A 15,151-nucleotide genomic window follows, 5' to 3' on the forward strand; every position below is an offset into this window, starting at 1 on the left:
CCTTGCTACAGCGCGGCCTTGAGTTGACGATGAAACTCTTGCGCATCCGACTTACGGACCAGGACGCGGCGCTCTTCGGTGAACACCTCGTCCATCTTGCGAGCCACCCGGATCGACGCCGTTTTGGAATACTGGCAATAAAGGTCCACATCCCTGTCGCTGTGCAGAGCGGGCCACTTCGAGAGATAGCTCGGAAGGGAGACGTGCTGCTCGGAATAGCTCGCCATGCGGAAATTCTTCTCAGAGCCAACTCCGATCTCCCATGGCACCCACCAGGAGTCCTTAGTCTTGATCGAAACGACGGCGATGAGTTGCTGGCACGACGACATCCGGGTCAGGAGCAGATCCGCCAGATCCGGACCATCCTTGGTCAGCGCGTCATCGATCGTGTCGAGGTAGATGTCCATTCCGTTGATACGCACTCGCCGAGCGACCCGCTCCGCCAGATCGCTGTCTGAACCCTTATGGGAAATGAACACTTTCATCGGCATCCGAGTCGCTCCATTTCCCACAAGATTAGCGCCGAGTCGCCCACGATCTATTGGGAATATTCCGAATTCACCGTAAATCTCAATCGTCGAGAACGAAGGACTTCAAAGGAGCGCACATGGACGAGGCCAGCATCGACCAACTCATCGGCTCAATCACGGACGAGCTGGCAGCGGTCGAGCACGAACGCTGGTCTCACTGGCAGCGTTTCGTTCATGAGCAAGCGTCCCGGCTACCGGACGGAAGTCTGTTACTCCCCGCGGAGCTTGTGGAGAGATGGGAGAGGCAGATCGAAACCTCCTTTGAAGAGCTGACCGAGAAGGAGAAGGAGAGCGATCGGGAGCAGGTGCGGAGATATCTGCCCATCATCGTCCAAGCGCTCGCTCGATCTTAGGTCTGCAGCAAAGATACGCCATCCATGGCGGCGTCGATGCGGCTGGCAGAATCGCGGGCCTGCAGTAGGCTGTCTGTCCGTGAACTCGATTCCCTGGGAGCGTCGAATGGCTGAGAAGAAGGTGGTGTTCGTAGCGTTTGCAATCGAGGACGTTCGATCTCGCGACTATCTCAAAGGTCAGTCGCTCAATACACGGTCGCCGTTCGAGTACATCGATATGTCAGTGAAGGAGGCGTACGACGAGGGGTGGAAAGCCCGCGTACGCACTCGCATCAAACGGTCCGATGGCGTGCTCGTCCTCGTCACCGAGAACGCTCAGAGGTCGACGGGTCAACAATGGGAGATCAAGTGTGCCCGCGAGGAGGGCAAACCGGTTCGAGGCATGTGGTGTTACAAGGACGATCGCACTAAGATCGAGGGCGTCTACACCATGGTGTGGACCTGGAACAACATCGCCAACTGGATCGACGGCTTGTAACGGGGGGACATCAGCAACTGTGTTCCTGGCCATCCGCCGCTATACAATCTCCGCTTCTGCCGCCGCGGCTGCCCGTTCATCGGGCGTCGGGAAGATCGTCAGAAGATCCTCAGGGGGAATGTTCTTTGAGCCCTTTTCAAGCAAGCCGCTGGAGGTAAGGCATATAAAGCCGATTCCGAATTGACACGCGGAGATCATAAAGTCCTCCTTCTCTTTGTAGCCGTAGCGGTAGCCGAACCTACGCCCGTACTCCTTGATGTTGCGCCGGTTGCCCTCCTCTCTGTCCGGCAGCATCCGGTTCAGGTAGTCCGTCAGCACCGATGCGCGTGGATGGCGGCCATGGACTGTGCCAGTCCAGATGTAGTGCTTCCTTGTGAGGAACTTGCCGCCCGTCTCCCTGTAGTAGATCGCGCAAGCTAGCTTCCGACCAATGACCTTCGCAGCCTCGAAAAACTCATCGGACGCTCCCGCAAGCGGCAAGTTGGTCAGGTCGGCATCCGGCGGCACCTGGATACCCATCTTAGTGAGCGCTTCCGCCTTGGCCTGATTGCTCAGCTTTGTGTTCAAGAGTGCAGATTTGTAGTTGTTCTTGATGCCGGCTTGTAGCTTCCACATTGACCACAGGTCTTTGGTAAATAGATCGGGGTTCCCCATCTGCATGTAGTAGCCGAATATCTGGTCTTCCTTCTTGCTCGATCCGTTGCAGGCTTCGCACGCCGGAAACTCAAACTCCTCGGGGAAGTAGCCTTTCGGGAAACACGCTTGAGGCGGGATGTGATCAACTGTGGACGACTTAGTCGCGCCACCGCAAAGGCAGCACAGAGGATGATCCTCTAGCAGCTGTTGGTAGCGGCTTTTCTTCTGCTTCGCCTGTCCCATCTAGCATCCCTCAACTTGCTTGCCAGCGGGCAGGGTACAGCCGCGCGCGGACGGTCTTCTTACACGGCTCCGATCAAGCCGAAAGTTGGGCGTGCCAGCAATGGCAGATTCTGGGAGACCGTCAGTGGCTTCGGAAGGACAGAGATGGCGTCGTTGGCCGAACGTCAGCTTTTCCAGTGCTTCGCCCGGAACCGGACCGTCCACAGTCGGCCCATACAAGTCATTCGCTCGTGCCTTCGCGATGACATTTCTTGACGCCCCCCAATCTTCCAAGCCTGCAACGTTCACTGCATCGCACGGGCGCGTATGTTGGGTATCTTCAATATTCTGGAACGTCACGTCATGCTGCTTCCATCTACTACCAAACAGTGGAGGCTGTGCCCGTGACACCGACGAAGCTCCTTGTCGGCCAGATCGTAGTTGTGTTCGCCATCGTCATCGTTGGCGTATGGGCGGCAACGCAATGGTGCGCCCACATGCTGGACTATCAGCCGCAGCTTGGCGCGCCATGGTTTGCCGCGGCGGCCCGGCCGATCTACAAGCCGTGGAAACTGTTCGAATGGTGGTTTCACTTCGACGCCTATGCGCCTGAGGTCTTCGACAAGGCCGGCATGCTTGCCGGAGCCAGCGGATTCTTGGGGTGTGCGGCCGCAATAGCTGGCTCCCTCTGGCGCGCGCGGCAGAGGGGGTTGGTCACCACCTACGGTTCCTCACGATGGGCCGCGGCTCGGGAAATCGAGAAGGCAGGCCTGTTTGAGCCGGCCGGCGTTTTCCTTGGCAAACTGAAGGACCACTATCTGCGACATGACGGGCCGGAACATGTCATGGCCTTTGCGCCGACACGTTCGGGCAAGGGCGTGGGATTGGTCGTTCCAACGCTTCTTTCCTGGACCGGCTCGGCCGTCATTCACGACATCAAAGGCGAGAACTGGCAGCTGACTTCCGGCTGGCGGTCGAAGTTCTCTTTCTGCCTCCTGTTCAATCCGACCGACTCGAGATCGGCGTGCTATAACCCGCTGCTGGAAGTGCGCAGGGGTTCAGATGAGGTCCGCGACGTTCAGAACATCGCGGACATTCTCGTCGATCCGGAAGGCGCGCTGGAGCGGCGGAATCATTGGGAGAAGACTAGTCATTCACTCTTGGTCGGGGCCATCTTGCACGTGCTCTACGCGGAAGAAGAAAAGACGCTCGCGCGCGTCGCCACTTTCCTGTCGGATCCGCAACGCTCGTTTGCCGCGACACTGCTGCGGATGATGACCACCAACCACCTCGGCACGGCGGACACACCTCGGGTCCATCCCGTCGTGGCCTCGGCGGCTCGCGAGGTGCTGAACAAGTCAGAGAACGAGCGTTCTGGCGTTCTCTCGACCGCAATGTCGTTTCTCGGGCTCTATCGTGATCCGACGGTTGCCTCGGCAACATCGGCCTGCGACTGGCGCATTGCCGACCTCATGGATGCGGAACGACCGATGTCGCTCTATCTAGTGGTGCCGCCATCGGATATTTCGCGCACCAAGCCACTGGTGCGACTGGTGCTCAATCAGATCGGCAGGCGACTGACGGAGCGGCTGGAAGGTGACCCGAAGAAAAGCCGCAAGTACCAACTGCTCATGATGCTGGACGAATTTCCGGCTCTTGGTCGCCTCGACTTCTTCGAGACCGCGCTCGCCTTCATGGCGGGTTACGGCATCCGCGCCTATCTGATCGCGCAATCCTTGAACCAGATCTCCAAAGCCTATGGCGAGAACAACGCCATTCTCGACAATTGCCATGTGCGCATTGCCTTTTCCTCCAACGACGAGCGCACGGCCAAACGCATATCGGATGCGCTCGGTACGGCGACGGAACTCAGGTCCATGCGCAACTACGCCGGCCACCGGCTGGCGCCCTGGCTTTCGCACGTCATGGTCAGTCGCCAGGAGACCGCTCGCCCGCTGCTGACGCCTGGCGAAGTGATGCAGTTGCCGCAAGCTGACGAATTAATCCTTGTTTCCGGGTTGCCGCCGATCCGCGCCCAGAAGTTGCGCTATTACCAGGATCCGAATTTCACCGAACGGGTGCTGCCGGCGCCGGTGTTGCGCGACGGTCTGTACGCGGACTGTCCTGCGTCGCGCCCCGACGATTGGAGCGGACAAGTCCGCAGTGTTGACCGCCGTCTCGCTGCCGATGACGAACACGCCGGCGCGGCAATCGAAGAAGGGAGCGGCGTGCAACAGCAGCGTCATCCCGGCCTGCCTGAAGACCACGTCGTCGTCTCTCGGGAGCCTGATCAGGATGACCTCTTCAATCTGTCGGACGATGACGCCGAGGCACTCGCAGACAAGCGCGTCATGGACCGGGTTTCTACCGCGGCGAGCGCCTACGGCCTCAACGAGGGAAGGGGCGACGACAAGGACATCATCCCCGGCTTCTGAACGCTTTCCGCAACTGAGGCGTATCTCGGCGTAGATAACGCCCATAAGCGATTTTGCGGATATCGGCGATGTTCGTTCGCACCGCCGGCGCATCAGCGCCGGCCAGTCGGAACGAGATGTATGAAGCCCCATCGCATTCGCCACCAGTTTCTGCTCGAACCCGAATTGAGCGAGAAGCTGGAAACCCTCAGCCGCAACCCGTCGACCACGAAATCGGCAATCGTCGCGAAAGCGGTCGAGGCCTTCATCGAACGGCGTGGTGAAAACGAGCTCGACCAGCGCTACGGCAAGCGGCTGGACCGTCTTTCCCGCGATCTCGACCATGTCAGGCGCGACGCCGAAATAACTCTGGAGAGCCTGGCGCTCTTAATCCGCTTTTCAATCACGCTTCATGCGCACACGCCAATTCCGGATCGGGCGACACAGGCGATCGCCCAAGAGCGCTTTGACAAATTCGTCGAGCAGGTCGGTCGCCAGATAGCCTCCGGGAAGCGCTCGCTTGGTTACGGCAATGGCAACGGAGGCGAAGGATGAACTCTCATCCCGCAGCGGACCACCGCCGCCGAGCCATGCTGCGCACAGCCATGGGCGCCGCGATCACCGAGGCCCTTGCCGATCCGACCGTCATCGAGGTGATGGTCAACCCCGACGGCGCGCTGAGGCTCGACCAGTTGGGAGAAGGCCGGGTCGATACAGGCGTGCATATGCATCCTGCCGAGGCGGAACGCATCATCCGGCTCGTCGCCTCCCATGTACGCGCCGAGGCGCATGCAGATAGTCCGATTGTCAGTGCCGAATTGCCATCAGGCGAGCGCTTCGAGGGTCTGCTACCGCCGGTCGTGCTGGCGCCATGCTTCGCCATCCGCAAACCGGCGGCAAAACTCTACACGCTGGCCAACTACGTCGCCGATCGCGTCATGCTCCCGCTGCAGGCTGATGCCCTGAGGAAGGCAGTGCGCGAGCGGCGCAACATCCTGGTCGCCGGCGGCACATCGTCGGGCAAAACGACACTTACCAATGCTCTACTGGCAGAAGTCGCCGAATGCGATGAGCGGGTGATCCTGATTGAGGACACCCGCGAGCTGCAATGCGCGGCCAAGGACTGCGTTGCCATGAGGACGAGGCGGGGCTCCATCACACTCGCCGATCTCGTACGCTCGACCTTACGGCTGAGGCCCGACCGCATCATCGTCGGCGAAGTCAGAGGCGCGGAAGCGCTCGATATGCTGAAGGCATGGAACACCGGACATCCCGGCGGCATTGCCACGGTTCACGCCAATTCGGCACGCTCCGCACTCTATCGTATTGAGCAGCTCGCCCAGGAAGCCGTTGTCACCGTTCCCCGCCGGCTGATCGCCGATGCCGTCGACTTGGTCATCTTTATTGCCGGAAGAGGACCCGCGCGCCGCGTTGACGCGATCGCCGAGGTCACGGGTCTCGACGGCAGCGGCGATTACGCCGTCACCCCGCTCACACTTCCGCAACTCCAGCAGCTCTGAAAGGTCACCTCATGCGCAAGAAGCTTCGCTTTCTTTCGTTCGCCGCCGTCGCGCTTCTTCTCACGGCCCAGGCCCACGCTGCCGGCTCCGGCATGCCGTGGGAACAGCCGCTGCAGCAGATTCTGGAATCGGTGCAGGGGCCGGTCGCCAAGATCCTCGCGGTGATCATCATCATCACCACCGGTCTGACCCTTGCCTTCGGCGACACGGCGGGCGGTTTCCGCCGGCTGATCCAGATCGTCTTCGGCCTGTCGATCGCCTTCGCGGCCTCGAGCTTCTTTCTTTCCTTCTTCTCCTTTGGCGGCGGGGCAGTCGTCTGATGAGCACCGGAGAGCAGCATATCGAAGGCTTCGAGGTTCTGGTCCATCGGGCGCTCACCGAGCCGATCCTGCTCGGCGGCGCGCCGCGGGCGGTGGCGATCCTCAATGGCACGGTGGCCGCGGCCATCGGCCTAGGCCTGCAGCAGTGGATTGCGGGTGTGATCCTCTGGATCGCCGGCCACACGCTCGCGGTCTTTGCCGCACGGCGTGATCCGGATTTTGCCAGCGTGCTTGTCCGTCATCTTCGTCAAAAGGGCTGGCTTGCATGCTGAAGCTTTCCGAATACCGCGGCAAAGCCGACCGGCTTGCCGACCATCTGCCCTGGGCAGCACTCGTCGCGCCCGGCATCGTGCTCAACAAGGATGGCAGCTTCCAACGGACATTGCGGTTTCGTGGCCCCGACCTTGAAAGCGCGACGGAGGCCGAACTCATCGGCATATGCGCGCGGGCAAACAATGCGCTGAGAAGGCTCGGCTCTGGCTGGGCATTATTCTTCGAGGCCGAGCGCATCGAAGCGCTGGGCTATGCGAGCTCGGCCCTTCCCGATGCTGCCTCATGGCTGATCGATGAGGAACGGCGCGCGGCCTTCGAGGGCAAGGTCGCGCATTTCGAGAGCATCTATCATCTGACCTTGGTCTTCATGCCTGGGCCCGATGGCCAAGCGCGCGCGGAAAGTGCTCTCGTCGACTCGCATGACTTGGGAGGGGAAAGAGACTGGCGCCAGGAGCTTGCCCGGTTCCGAGACGAGACTGACCGCGTTCTCGATCTTCTTTCGGGCTTCGTGCCCGAGGTGCGCGCGCTCGACGATGCCGAGAGCCTGACGTACCTGCACGGCACGATCTCGACACGCCGTCATCCGGTTGCCGTGCCGGAAACGCCAATGTATCTCGACGGCGTCCTGGTTGACGCGCCGCTGACCGGCGGCCTAGAGCCGATGCTGGGCGAGCAGCATCTGCGCACGCTCACAGTTCTCGGCTTTCCGAACGTCACCCGGCCAGGAATCCTTGATGCGCTCAATAACCAGGATTTCGCCTATCGCTGGGTGACGCGCTTCATTCCACTCGACAAGGCGGAAGCCACGAAGACGCTGACTCGGCTCCGCCGGCAGTGGTTTGCCAAGCGCAAATCGATCGCGGCTATTCTGCGCGAGGTGGTGACCAACGAACCGGTGCCTCTCGTCGACAGTGACGCCGACAACAAGGCGCTCGATGCCGATGCAGCACTGCAGGCATTGGGCGGCGATCATGTCGGCTTCGGCTATCTCACCACAACGGTGACGGTGTGGGATCAGAACCGTAAAGCCGCCGCGGAAAAGCTTCGCGCCGTCGAGCGGATCGTCAACGGGCTCGGCTTCACCACCATTCGCGAAAGCATCAATGCCGTCGAAGCGTGGCTTGGTTCATTGCCGGGTCATGTCTACGCCAACGTTCGCCAGCCGCTCGTTCACACGCTTAACCTTGCCCATCTCGTGCCGCTGTCGTCCGTGTGGGCAGGTCCAGCGGAGAACGAGCACCTTGCCGAGGTCACCGGCGATTACGCTCCGCCGCTTCTTTTCGCCGAAACCAGCGGCTCGACGCCGTTTCGGCTTTCGACCCATATCGGCGATGTCGGCCACATGCTGGTTGTCGGGCCGACCGGTGCCGGCAAGTCGGTTCTGCTTGCCCTGATCGCTTTGCAGTTCCGGCGCTACGCTGGCGCGCAAATCTATGTCTTCGACAAAGGCAATTCGGCGCGCGCCGCCGCGCTTGCCATGGGCGGCGACCACCATGCGTTGGGTGCGAATGGTGCGCTTGGTTTCCAGCCGCTGCGCCACATCGACGACCCGGCCACACAGAGCTGGGCTGCCGAATGGATCGCCGGCCTCATTGCCCACGAGAATGTCACAGTCACCCCGGAGGTGAAGGAGGCAATCTGGTCGGCGCTCACCAGCCTCGCCACCGCGCCGGCGCAGGAACGCACGCTGACTGGCCTGTCGGTCCTGCTTCAGTCCAATGCGCTCAAATCGGCATTGATGCCCTACACGCTCGACGGACCATTCGGCCGCCTGCTCGATGCCGATGACGACCGGCTGGCCATCTCGGATGTGCAGTGTTTCGAGACCCAGGAGCTGATGCACAGCCAAGGCGCTGTGCTGCCTGTGCTCACCTATCTGTTCCATCGTCTTGAGGACCGGTTTGACGGGCGGCCGACGCTGCTCATGCTCGACGAGGCCTGGGTCTATCTCGACAACCCGCTCTTTGCCGCCCGCATCCGCGAATGGCTTAAGGTGCTGCGTAAGAAAAACGTCTCCGTCATCTTCGCGACGCAGTCGCTTGCCGACATCGCCGGCTCTTCTATCGCACCCGCAATCATCGAGAGCTGCCCGCAGCGCATTTTTCTCCCCAATGATCGTGCGGTGGAGCCGCAGGCACGGGCAGCCTATGAGCGCTTCGGTCTTAATGAGCGACAGATCGAATTGGTCGCCCGCGCCACGCCGAAGCGCCACTACTATCTGCAGTCGCGCCGCGGCAATCGCCTCTTCGAGCTCGGGCTAGGCCCGATCGCTCTTGCGCTTTGCGGCGCCTCCGACCCGGCCGCGCAGACCCTGATCGACAATATTCTTTCCGCAGAGGGGCAGGGCAGCTTTGCCGCCCGTTTCTTCAGTGCGCGCGGCCTGGATTGGGCTGCCGAGCTTCTCCAGCAATTTCCTCAACCTAACAAGGAGCAATCGTCATGATCGGACGCCGCCTTTTTACTAGCCTGGTCACCGTTTCCCTGATTGCCAAACCGATGGCTGACTACGTCCAGCCGGCCTATGCGCTCATCGTGTTTGACCCGTCCAACTATACGCAGAATGTGCTGTCGGCAGCACGCGCATTGGAGCAGATCAACAACCAAATCCAGTCGCTTCAGAACCAGGCGACCATGCTGCAGAACATGGCGCGCAACCTTCAGCGCCTGGATTTCTCTTCCGTGGGCCAGCTTACCGGCTCGCTCCAACGGATTGACGGTCTGATGACCCAGGCGAGCGGCCTGAGCTTCGATCTCGACAAGCTGCAGGACCAGTGGCGCCAGCAATATCCGGAAAGCTACGACGCCACCATCAAGGTCAGCGATGTGGCGAGCGCCGCGCGCGAGCGCTGGCAGAGCGCCATGCAGGCGTTCCGCCAGACCATGAGCGCGCAGTCGCAGATCGTCGAGAACGTGCAGGCCGATGGCGACCTGCTTACCGATCTCGTCAATCGCAGTCAGGGCGCGGCAGGTGCCCTCGAGGCAAGCCAGGCTACCAATCAGCTGATCGCGCTTTCGACCAAGCAGCAGATGCAGATCCAGACGCTGCTTGCGACCCAGTTCCGGGCCGAAGCCGAGGATGCGGCGCGCAAGGCGCAGTCTGAGGAAGCCGCTCGCGAGAAGACGAAGCGTTTCCTGGGCACCGGCACGGCTTATCCCGGCAACTGAGCGGCAGTTCTTCAAGACAACGAGGAAGGCGGCGACATGAACGACCTCGGAGTCATCGATCGCTTCATGGAGACCTTTACCCGCTACATTGACAGTGGGTTCGGTCTGCTTTCGGGCGACGTCGCCTTTCTCACCACCATTTTGATCGGCATTGACATCACGCTCGCGGGCTTGGTCTGGGCGTTCGGCGGCGAGCCCAACATTCTCGGCCGGCTTGTTCGCAAAGTGCTCTATGTCGGCGCCTTCGCCTTCGTCCTGAACAATTTCAAGAACCTCGCCGACATAATTTACCGCTCCTTTGCCGGTCTCGGCATCAACGCATCGGCCGGCAACCTGTCCGCCGACAGTCTCCTGCGGCCAGGCCGCATTGCCGCGGCCGGCTTCGAGGGCGCCTGGCCGCTCCTCAATCAAGCGAGCCAGCTAGTAGGCTTCCCCGAGATCTTCGGTAACGCGCTCACCATCTTCGTGCTGCTTCTGGCCTGGTTCCTGGTCCTCATCGCCTTCTTCATTCTTTCCATCCAGCTCTTCATCACCATCCTCGAGTTCAAGCTCACCACGCTGGCCGGCTTCGTCCTGGTGCCCTTCGCGCTCTGGAACCGCTCGGCGTTTCTGGCCGAGCGCGTGCTCGGCAATGTGATTTCGTCGGGCATCAAGGTGATGGTGCTTGCCGTCATCGTCGGCATCGGCTCCACGCTCTTTGGCGAGTTCGCTTCCGCCCTGCAGGGCCAGGAGCCGGACCTGGCGGCGGCCATGTCTCAGGTGCTGGGTGCGCTGGCGCTGCTTGGGCTCGGCATTTTCGGCCCCGGGATTGCCTCGGGTCTTGTTTCCGGCGCGCCGCAGCTTGGCGCTGGCGCGGCACTTGGAACAACGGCGGCCGCAGCTGGATCAACGCTCGTTGCCGGAGGCGCTGCGTTTGCCGGCGCGCGCATGGCAACAGGCGGCGGCCTCGCCGCAGTCCGTGCCGGCGCCGCCATGGGGTCCGCTGCCACCGTCGCTTGGCAAACGGGGCGCGCGACATCGCCCGAGTCCGGGCTGTCCGGGGTAGCTGCTGGGCTGCATGGGGTTGCGAGTGCCGCTAGCGGCGCCGCGATGCGGGGAATGCGATCCGCAGCAGAACCATTCCGCCGTAGTGCCGACGCCGGTCGCGATGCCGGCTGGACCGCGACCGGCGGCATGCCGACCGCGTCAAAGACAGGAACCTCGCCCGCTGCAGCCTCTGACCCCGCGCCGGTCTGGGCAAGGCGTCTGCGTTCCGAACAGACCGCACGCGCCCATCGCAATGCTGCCACGCAGGCGGTGCGCGATGGAGATCGGGGCGGAAGCGGCGCCAATCCCTCCCTCAATGACAAGGAAGACTAGATGCTCTTCAAGCGACCCGTTCAGCGTTATGGAAAGACGCCCGAACCCGTAACACCCTACCAGAAGGCCAGCCAACTCTGGGATGAGCGCATCGGCACGGCGCGCGTCCAGGCCAAGAACTGGCGCTTCATGGCCTTTGGCTGCCTGGCTCTGACGACGGGGCTTTCCGGTGGGCTTCTGTGGCAGTCGATGCAGGGCCGCGTCGTGCCTTATGTCGTCGAGGTCAACCGCTTTGGCGAGGCGCACGCGGTCGCGCCGGCAGTCCAAAACTACCAGCCCGACGATGCCCAGATCGCCTGGCATCTCAGCCGCTTCATCCAGAATGTCCGTTCGGTTTCCACCGATGCGGTTCTGGTGCGGCAGAATTGGCTGTCGGCCTACGACTTTGCCACCGACCGAGCGGCGCTCTTCCTCAACGAATATGCCAAGGCGAACGACCCTTTCGGCCAAATCGGCACGCGCAGCGTGTCAGTGCAGGTGACCAGCGTGGTCAGGGCTTCCGACAGCTCGTTCCAGGTCAAATGGACCGAGCAGGTGTTCGAGCGCGGCAGCCTCGCCAGCACGACGCGCTGGATCGGGATCCTCACCATCCTCATCCGCCCGCCTAGGACAACCGAGCAGCTGCGCAAGAACCCGCTCGGCGTCTTCATCAACGCCATCGACTGGTCGCGCGAGCTCGACAGCGCCGCGCCAACCCCCGTTTCCCCTAAGGAGCCCGCCAATGACAAATAGAGCCCCATTGCTTCGTGCTGCCTTGATCCTGTCGGCGTCTGCTGCGGTTCTTTCGGCCTGTGCCTCGAAGCCAGTGCCGCCGCCTCAGATTTCCTATGACCACGAGGACTTCAAACCAGCCGCGATCGAGAAGGCGCCGGAGAAGCCGGTCAAGGTCGTGGAAGTGCCGAAACCGTTACCGTTGCCTGGTCAGTTGATGCCCGCACCCGGCAAGCCCGCCCCAGATAAGCGCTCGCCGGAAGAACAGGTCGCCGATGCCAACAAGGCGGCGACGCAACAACCCACCAAGTTTGGCTATGTCAATGCGGTGCAGGTTTACCCCTTTGCCGACGGCGCGCTCTACCAGCTCTACGCCGCGCCGGAGCGCGTCACCGATATCTCATTGCAGCGGGGCGAGAAGCTGACCTCGGTCTCAGCCGGCGATACGGTCCGTTGGGTGATCGGTGACACCGTTAGTGGCTCAGGCGATGACCAGCGCACTCATGTGCTGGTGAAGCCATTCGCGCCGGGGCTTGCCACCAATCTGGTCATCACGACGGACAGGCGATCCTATCACCTGCAGCTTCAAAGCACTGAGAAAACTGCCATGGCGGCGCTCTCCTGGATTTACAGCGAAGACCAACTCGTGGCGCTTCGGCGGCGCAACGCTCAGGCCGAGGCTGAAATGCCCGCGGCCTCGAACGTAGCACTCGAAAACATCCGCTTCCGCTATTCGATCGCCGGCGACACGCCACCATGGAGACCGACGCGCGCCTTTGATGATGGCAGCAGGGTCTATATCGAATTCCCGCGCCGTATAGACCAAGGTGAGGCGCCGCCGCTCTTCATCGTCGGAGCCGACGGGGACAACCAGCTCGTCAACTATCGCATGCGCGGCAACTACTACATCGTCGATCGCCTCTTTGCTGCGGCCGAGCTAAGGCTGGGCACCAAACAGCAGCAGGTGGTGCGCATTACGAGAACCGACGGTCGGAAACCGCCGCGGCGGGTTTCGCTGTTTTCGCGTTTTGGCAGGTGAGGGGAGGCTCATGACCGATACTTCCCATCCGAATGCTCCGCCGAAGCTCAATCCCGAACAGCTGCAGCTGCGAGCCTCGCCCCGCCGAGCGGTGCGGTTCAGGCGCGGCATAATCGTCGCGATCGCTGCTGTTGGTTCCGGCGCTGTTTTTGGCGTCACGATGATGGCGCTGCGGGGACCCGCATTGCGCCTGAAACAGCAGGCCGAAGAGCTCTACAGCACGGACCGCAAGCCGACCGCCGAGGGACTTGAATCGCTGCCCAAGGACTATTCCGGGAGCAAGCCGAAGGCTCCGGTGCTTGGACCGCCGCTGCCCGGGGATCTCGGCCGTCCTATTCTCGAGCACCAGCGCCAGCTTGGCATCGCACCTGGGCAAGACGTTTCCGCCGAGGCGCAGCGGCTTGCACAACAAGCGATTGAGGCGCGCGAGTCGCAAGTCCTCTTCCGCATCGAAAACCGGCCCCAGCAGGCGGAAGCTTTTGGCAATGGGCAGGGCGGACGTTCCCCTTTCGAGACGGCGTCTCCGCAGCCAGATGCCGAAGGCCAGCGAGCTTCCGTCGCGCCGGCCGAGGGCGACCAGAACAATCAACAGCGCAAGCTCGATTTCATCGATCAACGGAACACCGGCGGGATCTACAACCCGCATGCACTGCAGACGCCGGCTTCGCCCTATCAGATCATGGCCGGTAGCGTGATCGCTGCAAGCCTGATCACCGGCATCAATTCCGATCTGCCCGGCCTTGTCGTCGCCCAGATCACCGAGAATGTGCACGACAGCGTCACCGGCAGCATCCTGCTCATCCCGCAGGGCTCACGGCTGATCGGCACCTACGACAGCGTTGTAGCCTTTGGGCAAAGGCGCGCTCTGTTGGTGTGGCAACGCATCGTTATGCCGAACGGCTCCTCTACCGAAATCGACAATCTGCCCGTGACCGACGCGGCCGGCTATGCCGGGCTTGAGGACAAGGTGGATTTCCATACTTGGCAGTTGATCAAGGGCGTCGCGGTGGCCACATTGCTGGGGGTTGGTACCGAGTTGAGCTTTGGGGAAAATGAAAGCGACTTGGTCAAGGCAATTCGTGAATCCACCCAGCAGAACGTCAGTCAAGCGGGCCAACGGATCACTGAAAAGAACCTGAACGTCCAACCCACGATCACCGTGCGCCCTGGTTGGCCGTTGCGCGTCATCGTGCACAAGGACCTCGTGTTGCGGCCATACACGGGGTGAACAGGAGGACTTCATGGCTAACCTGAAACTCGGAAAACTTCCGGACCGGACACCTTCGAAGATCACCATCACCGTTGGCGCCGACTTGAGCCAAGCACTCAACGACTATGCCGCACTTTACCGTGAGACCTATGGCGAGTCCGAAACGGTGGCGGAACTGATCCCCTTTATGCTGGTCGGGTTCCTGGAAGGCGACCGGGCGTTTGCCAAGGCCAGAAAGGAAGGTCTGCCGGGCGCCGGCGCGTCGGAGAAACCACGAAGGCAATCATCTTCCACACTGGACAACGGTTAGCGCTTGGTGTCGTTTTGGAGCACGCTAGGTTCTTGATGCTGACCGCGTTGCCGCCGGTCCGTACTCCACCAGTTCGAGTGCCTCCTCCTTTGTGCAGGAATTCGCCTGAGCGAGTTCGAGCGCCTCTTCAAGGAAGCGATGATTGCGCTCCTGTACATCGAGGTGCGCCGGCGTCGGAAAGCACGCGACAATCCGTTGCCACACGCGGTGTTGAAACGAGCCTGAAGGCATGTCTAATTCCCAGCGGTTACCCTGAGAAGACACTGAGTCTGAGGGAGATTCAAGTTTCAGGGGAACAACTAAGCCTGCTAGACAATAAGTGCATAAAAGCCGTGGCTTTTTCTTGCGGCCGGCCTCGTTCTCTTCGGACAAAAAATCGATCTTGTCACGATGCCGCCAGACCGGATGCTGAATGACAACTTCTCGCCAACAGTAATTGAATAGCGGACCGGATCGCTCCCGGCCCCGACAAGTTGTTGAGTTCTCGACCAGCGGTCATTCTCGATGGTACCGTGGCGAAAGGTCGATCGCACATTGTTGCGTGGCGCAATGATTTATATACGTTAGTATATGAAGGTTGTCGATATGTGAACCTATATAGCCTTAAATTG

16 protein-coding genes are annotated in these 15,151 nt (G+C 61.3%); 14 read left to right on the forward strand and 2 right to left on the reverse strand.

Going from position 1 to position 15,151, the window contains the following annotated elements; translation table 11 throughout:
- Positions 1–5 precede the first annotated feature (5 nt).
- The gene (locus tag X741_RS161345) at positions 6–491 is read right to left on the reverse strand and encodes a toll/interleukin-1 receptor domain-containing protein (RefSeq protein WP_023776458.1); all 486 of its coding nucleotides are present in this window, start codon (positions 489–491) and stop codon (positions 6–8) included.
- Between the two features lie 116 nt (positions 492–607).
- On the opposite strand from X741_RS161345, the gene X741_RS161340 reads away from it, so the two are divergent.
- Positions 608–883 (forward strand): hypothetical protein, encoded by a 276-nt coding sequence (locus X741_RS161340; RefSeq protein WP_023776459.1) that lies wholly within the window; start codon positions 608–610, stop codon positions 881–883.
- A 106-nt stretch (positions 884–989) separates the two neighbouring features.
- Positions 990–1,361 carry a TIR domain-containing protein gene (locus tag X741_RS161335; RefSeq protein WP_023776460.1) on the forward strand — a complete coding sequence of 124 codons (372 nt, stop codon included), beginning with the start codon at positions 990–992 and terminating at the stop codon, positions 1,359–1,361.
- 39 nt (positions 1,362–1,400) lie between these two features.
- On the opposite strand, the gene X741_RS161330 is transcribed toward X741_RS161335, so the two are convergent.
- Entirely contained in the window at positions 1,401–2,240 is an 840-nt protein-coding gene (locus X741_RS161330) for a hypothetical protein (protein WP_023776461.1), read from the reverse strand.
- Positions 2,241–2,623: 383 nt separating this feature from the next.
- Here X741_RS161330 and X741_RS161325 point away from each other — a divergent pair, with 383 nt between their 5' ends.
- From X741_RS161325 to X741_RS161270, 12 genes are all read left to right on the forward strand, one after another.
- A complete protein-coding gene (locus X741_RS161325) occupies positions 2,624–4,654 on the forward strand; it encodes a conjugal transfer protein TraG (RefSeq protein ID WP_023776462.1) in 2,031 nt (676 codons plus the stop codon).
- A gap of 120 nt (positions 4,655–4,774) precedes the next feature.
- On the forward strand, positions 4,775–5,188 hold the full coding sequence (locus X741_RS161320) for a CopG family transcriptional regulator (RefSeq protein WP_023708017.1): 414 nt from the start codon (positions 4,775–4,777) through the stop codon (positions 5,186–5,188).
- On the forward strand, positions 5,185–6,153 hold the full coding sequence (trbB, locus tag X741_RS161315; protein ID WP_023776463.1) for a P-type conjugative transfer ATPase TrbB: 969 nt from the start codon (positions 5,185–5,187) through the stop codon (positions 6,151–6,153). The genes X741_RS161320 and trbB overlap by 4 nt, the downstream gene beginning before the upstream one ends.
- Positions 6,154–6,164: 11 nt before the next feature.
- Positions 6,165–6,473, forward strand: coding sequence for a TrbC/VirB2 family protein (locus X741_RS161310; RefSeq protein ID WP_023669260.1), 309 nt, complete (start codon positions 6,165–6,167; stop codon positions 6,471–6,473).
- Entirely contained in the window at positions 6,473–6,745 is a 273-nt protein-coding gene (locus X741_RS161305) for a VirB3 family type IV secretion system protein (RefSeq protein WP_023776464.1), read from the forward strand. Before X741_RS161310 ends, X741_RS161305 begins: the two co-directional genes overlap by 1 nt.
- Complete coding sequence (gene trbE, locus X741_RS161300) at positions 6,739–9,189, forward strand: conjugal transfer protein TrbE (protein WP_023776465.1); 2,451 nt, start codon at positions 6,739–6,741, stop codon at positions 9,187–9,189. The genes X741_RS161305 and trbE overlap by 7 nt, the downstream gene beginning before the upstream one ends.
- On the forward strand, positions 9,186–9,911 hold the full coding sequence (trbJ, locus tag X741_RS161295) for a P-type conjugative transfer protein TrbJ (RefSeq protein WP_023776466.1): 726 nt from the start codon (positions 9,186–9,188) through the stop codon (positions 9,909–9,911). The genes trbE and trbJ overlap by 4 nt, the downstream gene beginning before the upstream one ends.
- A 36-nt stretch (positions 9,912–9,947) precedes the next feature.
- On the forward strand, positions 9,948–11,270 hold the full coding sequence (trbL, locus tag X741_RS161290) for a P-type conjugative transfer protein TrbL (RefSeq protein WP_023776467.1): 1,323 nt from the start codon (positions 9,948–9,950) through the stop codon (positions 11,268–11,270).
- Positions 11,271–12,002 (forward strand): conjugal transfer protein TrbF, encoded by a 732-nt coding sequence (gene trbF, locus X741_RS161285; RefSeq protein WP_023776468.1) that lies wholly within the window; start codon positions 11,271–11,273, stop codon positions 12,000–12,002.
- Positions 11,992–13,020 (forward strand): P-type conjugative transfer protein TrbG, encoded by a 1,029-nt coding sequence (gene trbG / locus X741_RS161280; RefSeq protein WP_023776469.1) that lies wholly within the window; start codon positions 11,992–11,994, stop codon positions 13,018–13,020. The genes trbF and trbG overlap by 11 nt, the downstream gene beginning before the upstream one ends.
- 10 nt (positions 13,021–13,030) lie before the next feature.
- Positions 13,031–14,248, forward strand: coding sequence for a TrbI/VirB10 family protein (locus X741_RS161275; protein WP_023776470.1), 1,218 nt, complete (start codon positions 13,031–13,033; stop codon positions 14,246–14,248).
- Between the two features lie 13 nt (positions 14,249–14,261).
- A complete protein-coding gene (locus X741_RS161270; RefSeq protein WP_023689356.1) occupies positions 14,262–14,540 on the forward strand; it encodes a DUF2274 domain-containing protein in 279 nt (92 codons plus the stop codon).
- Positions 14,541–15,151 lie beyond the last annotated feature (611 nt).

It is taken from the genome of Mesorhizobium sp. LNHC221B00, from assembly GCF_000502935.1.
GTDB lineage: Bacteria > Pseudomonadota > Alphaproteobacteria > Rhizobiales > Rhizobiaceae > Mesorhizobium > Mesorhizobium opportunistum.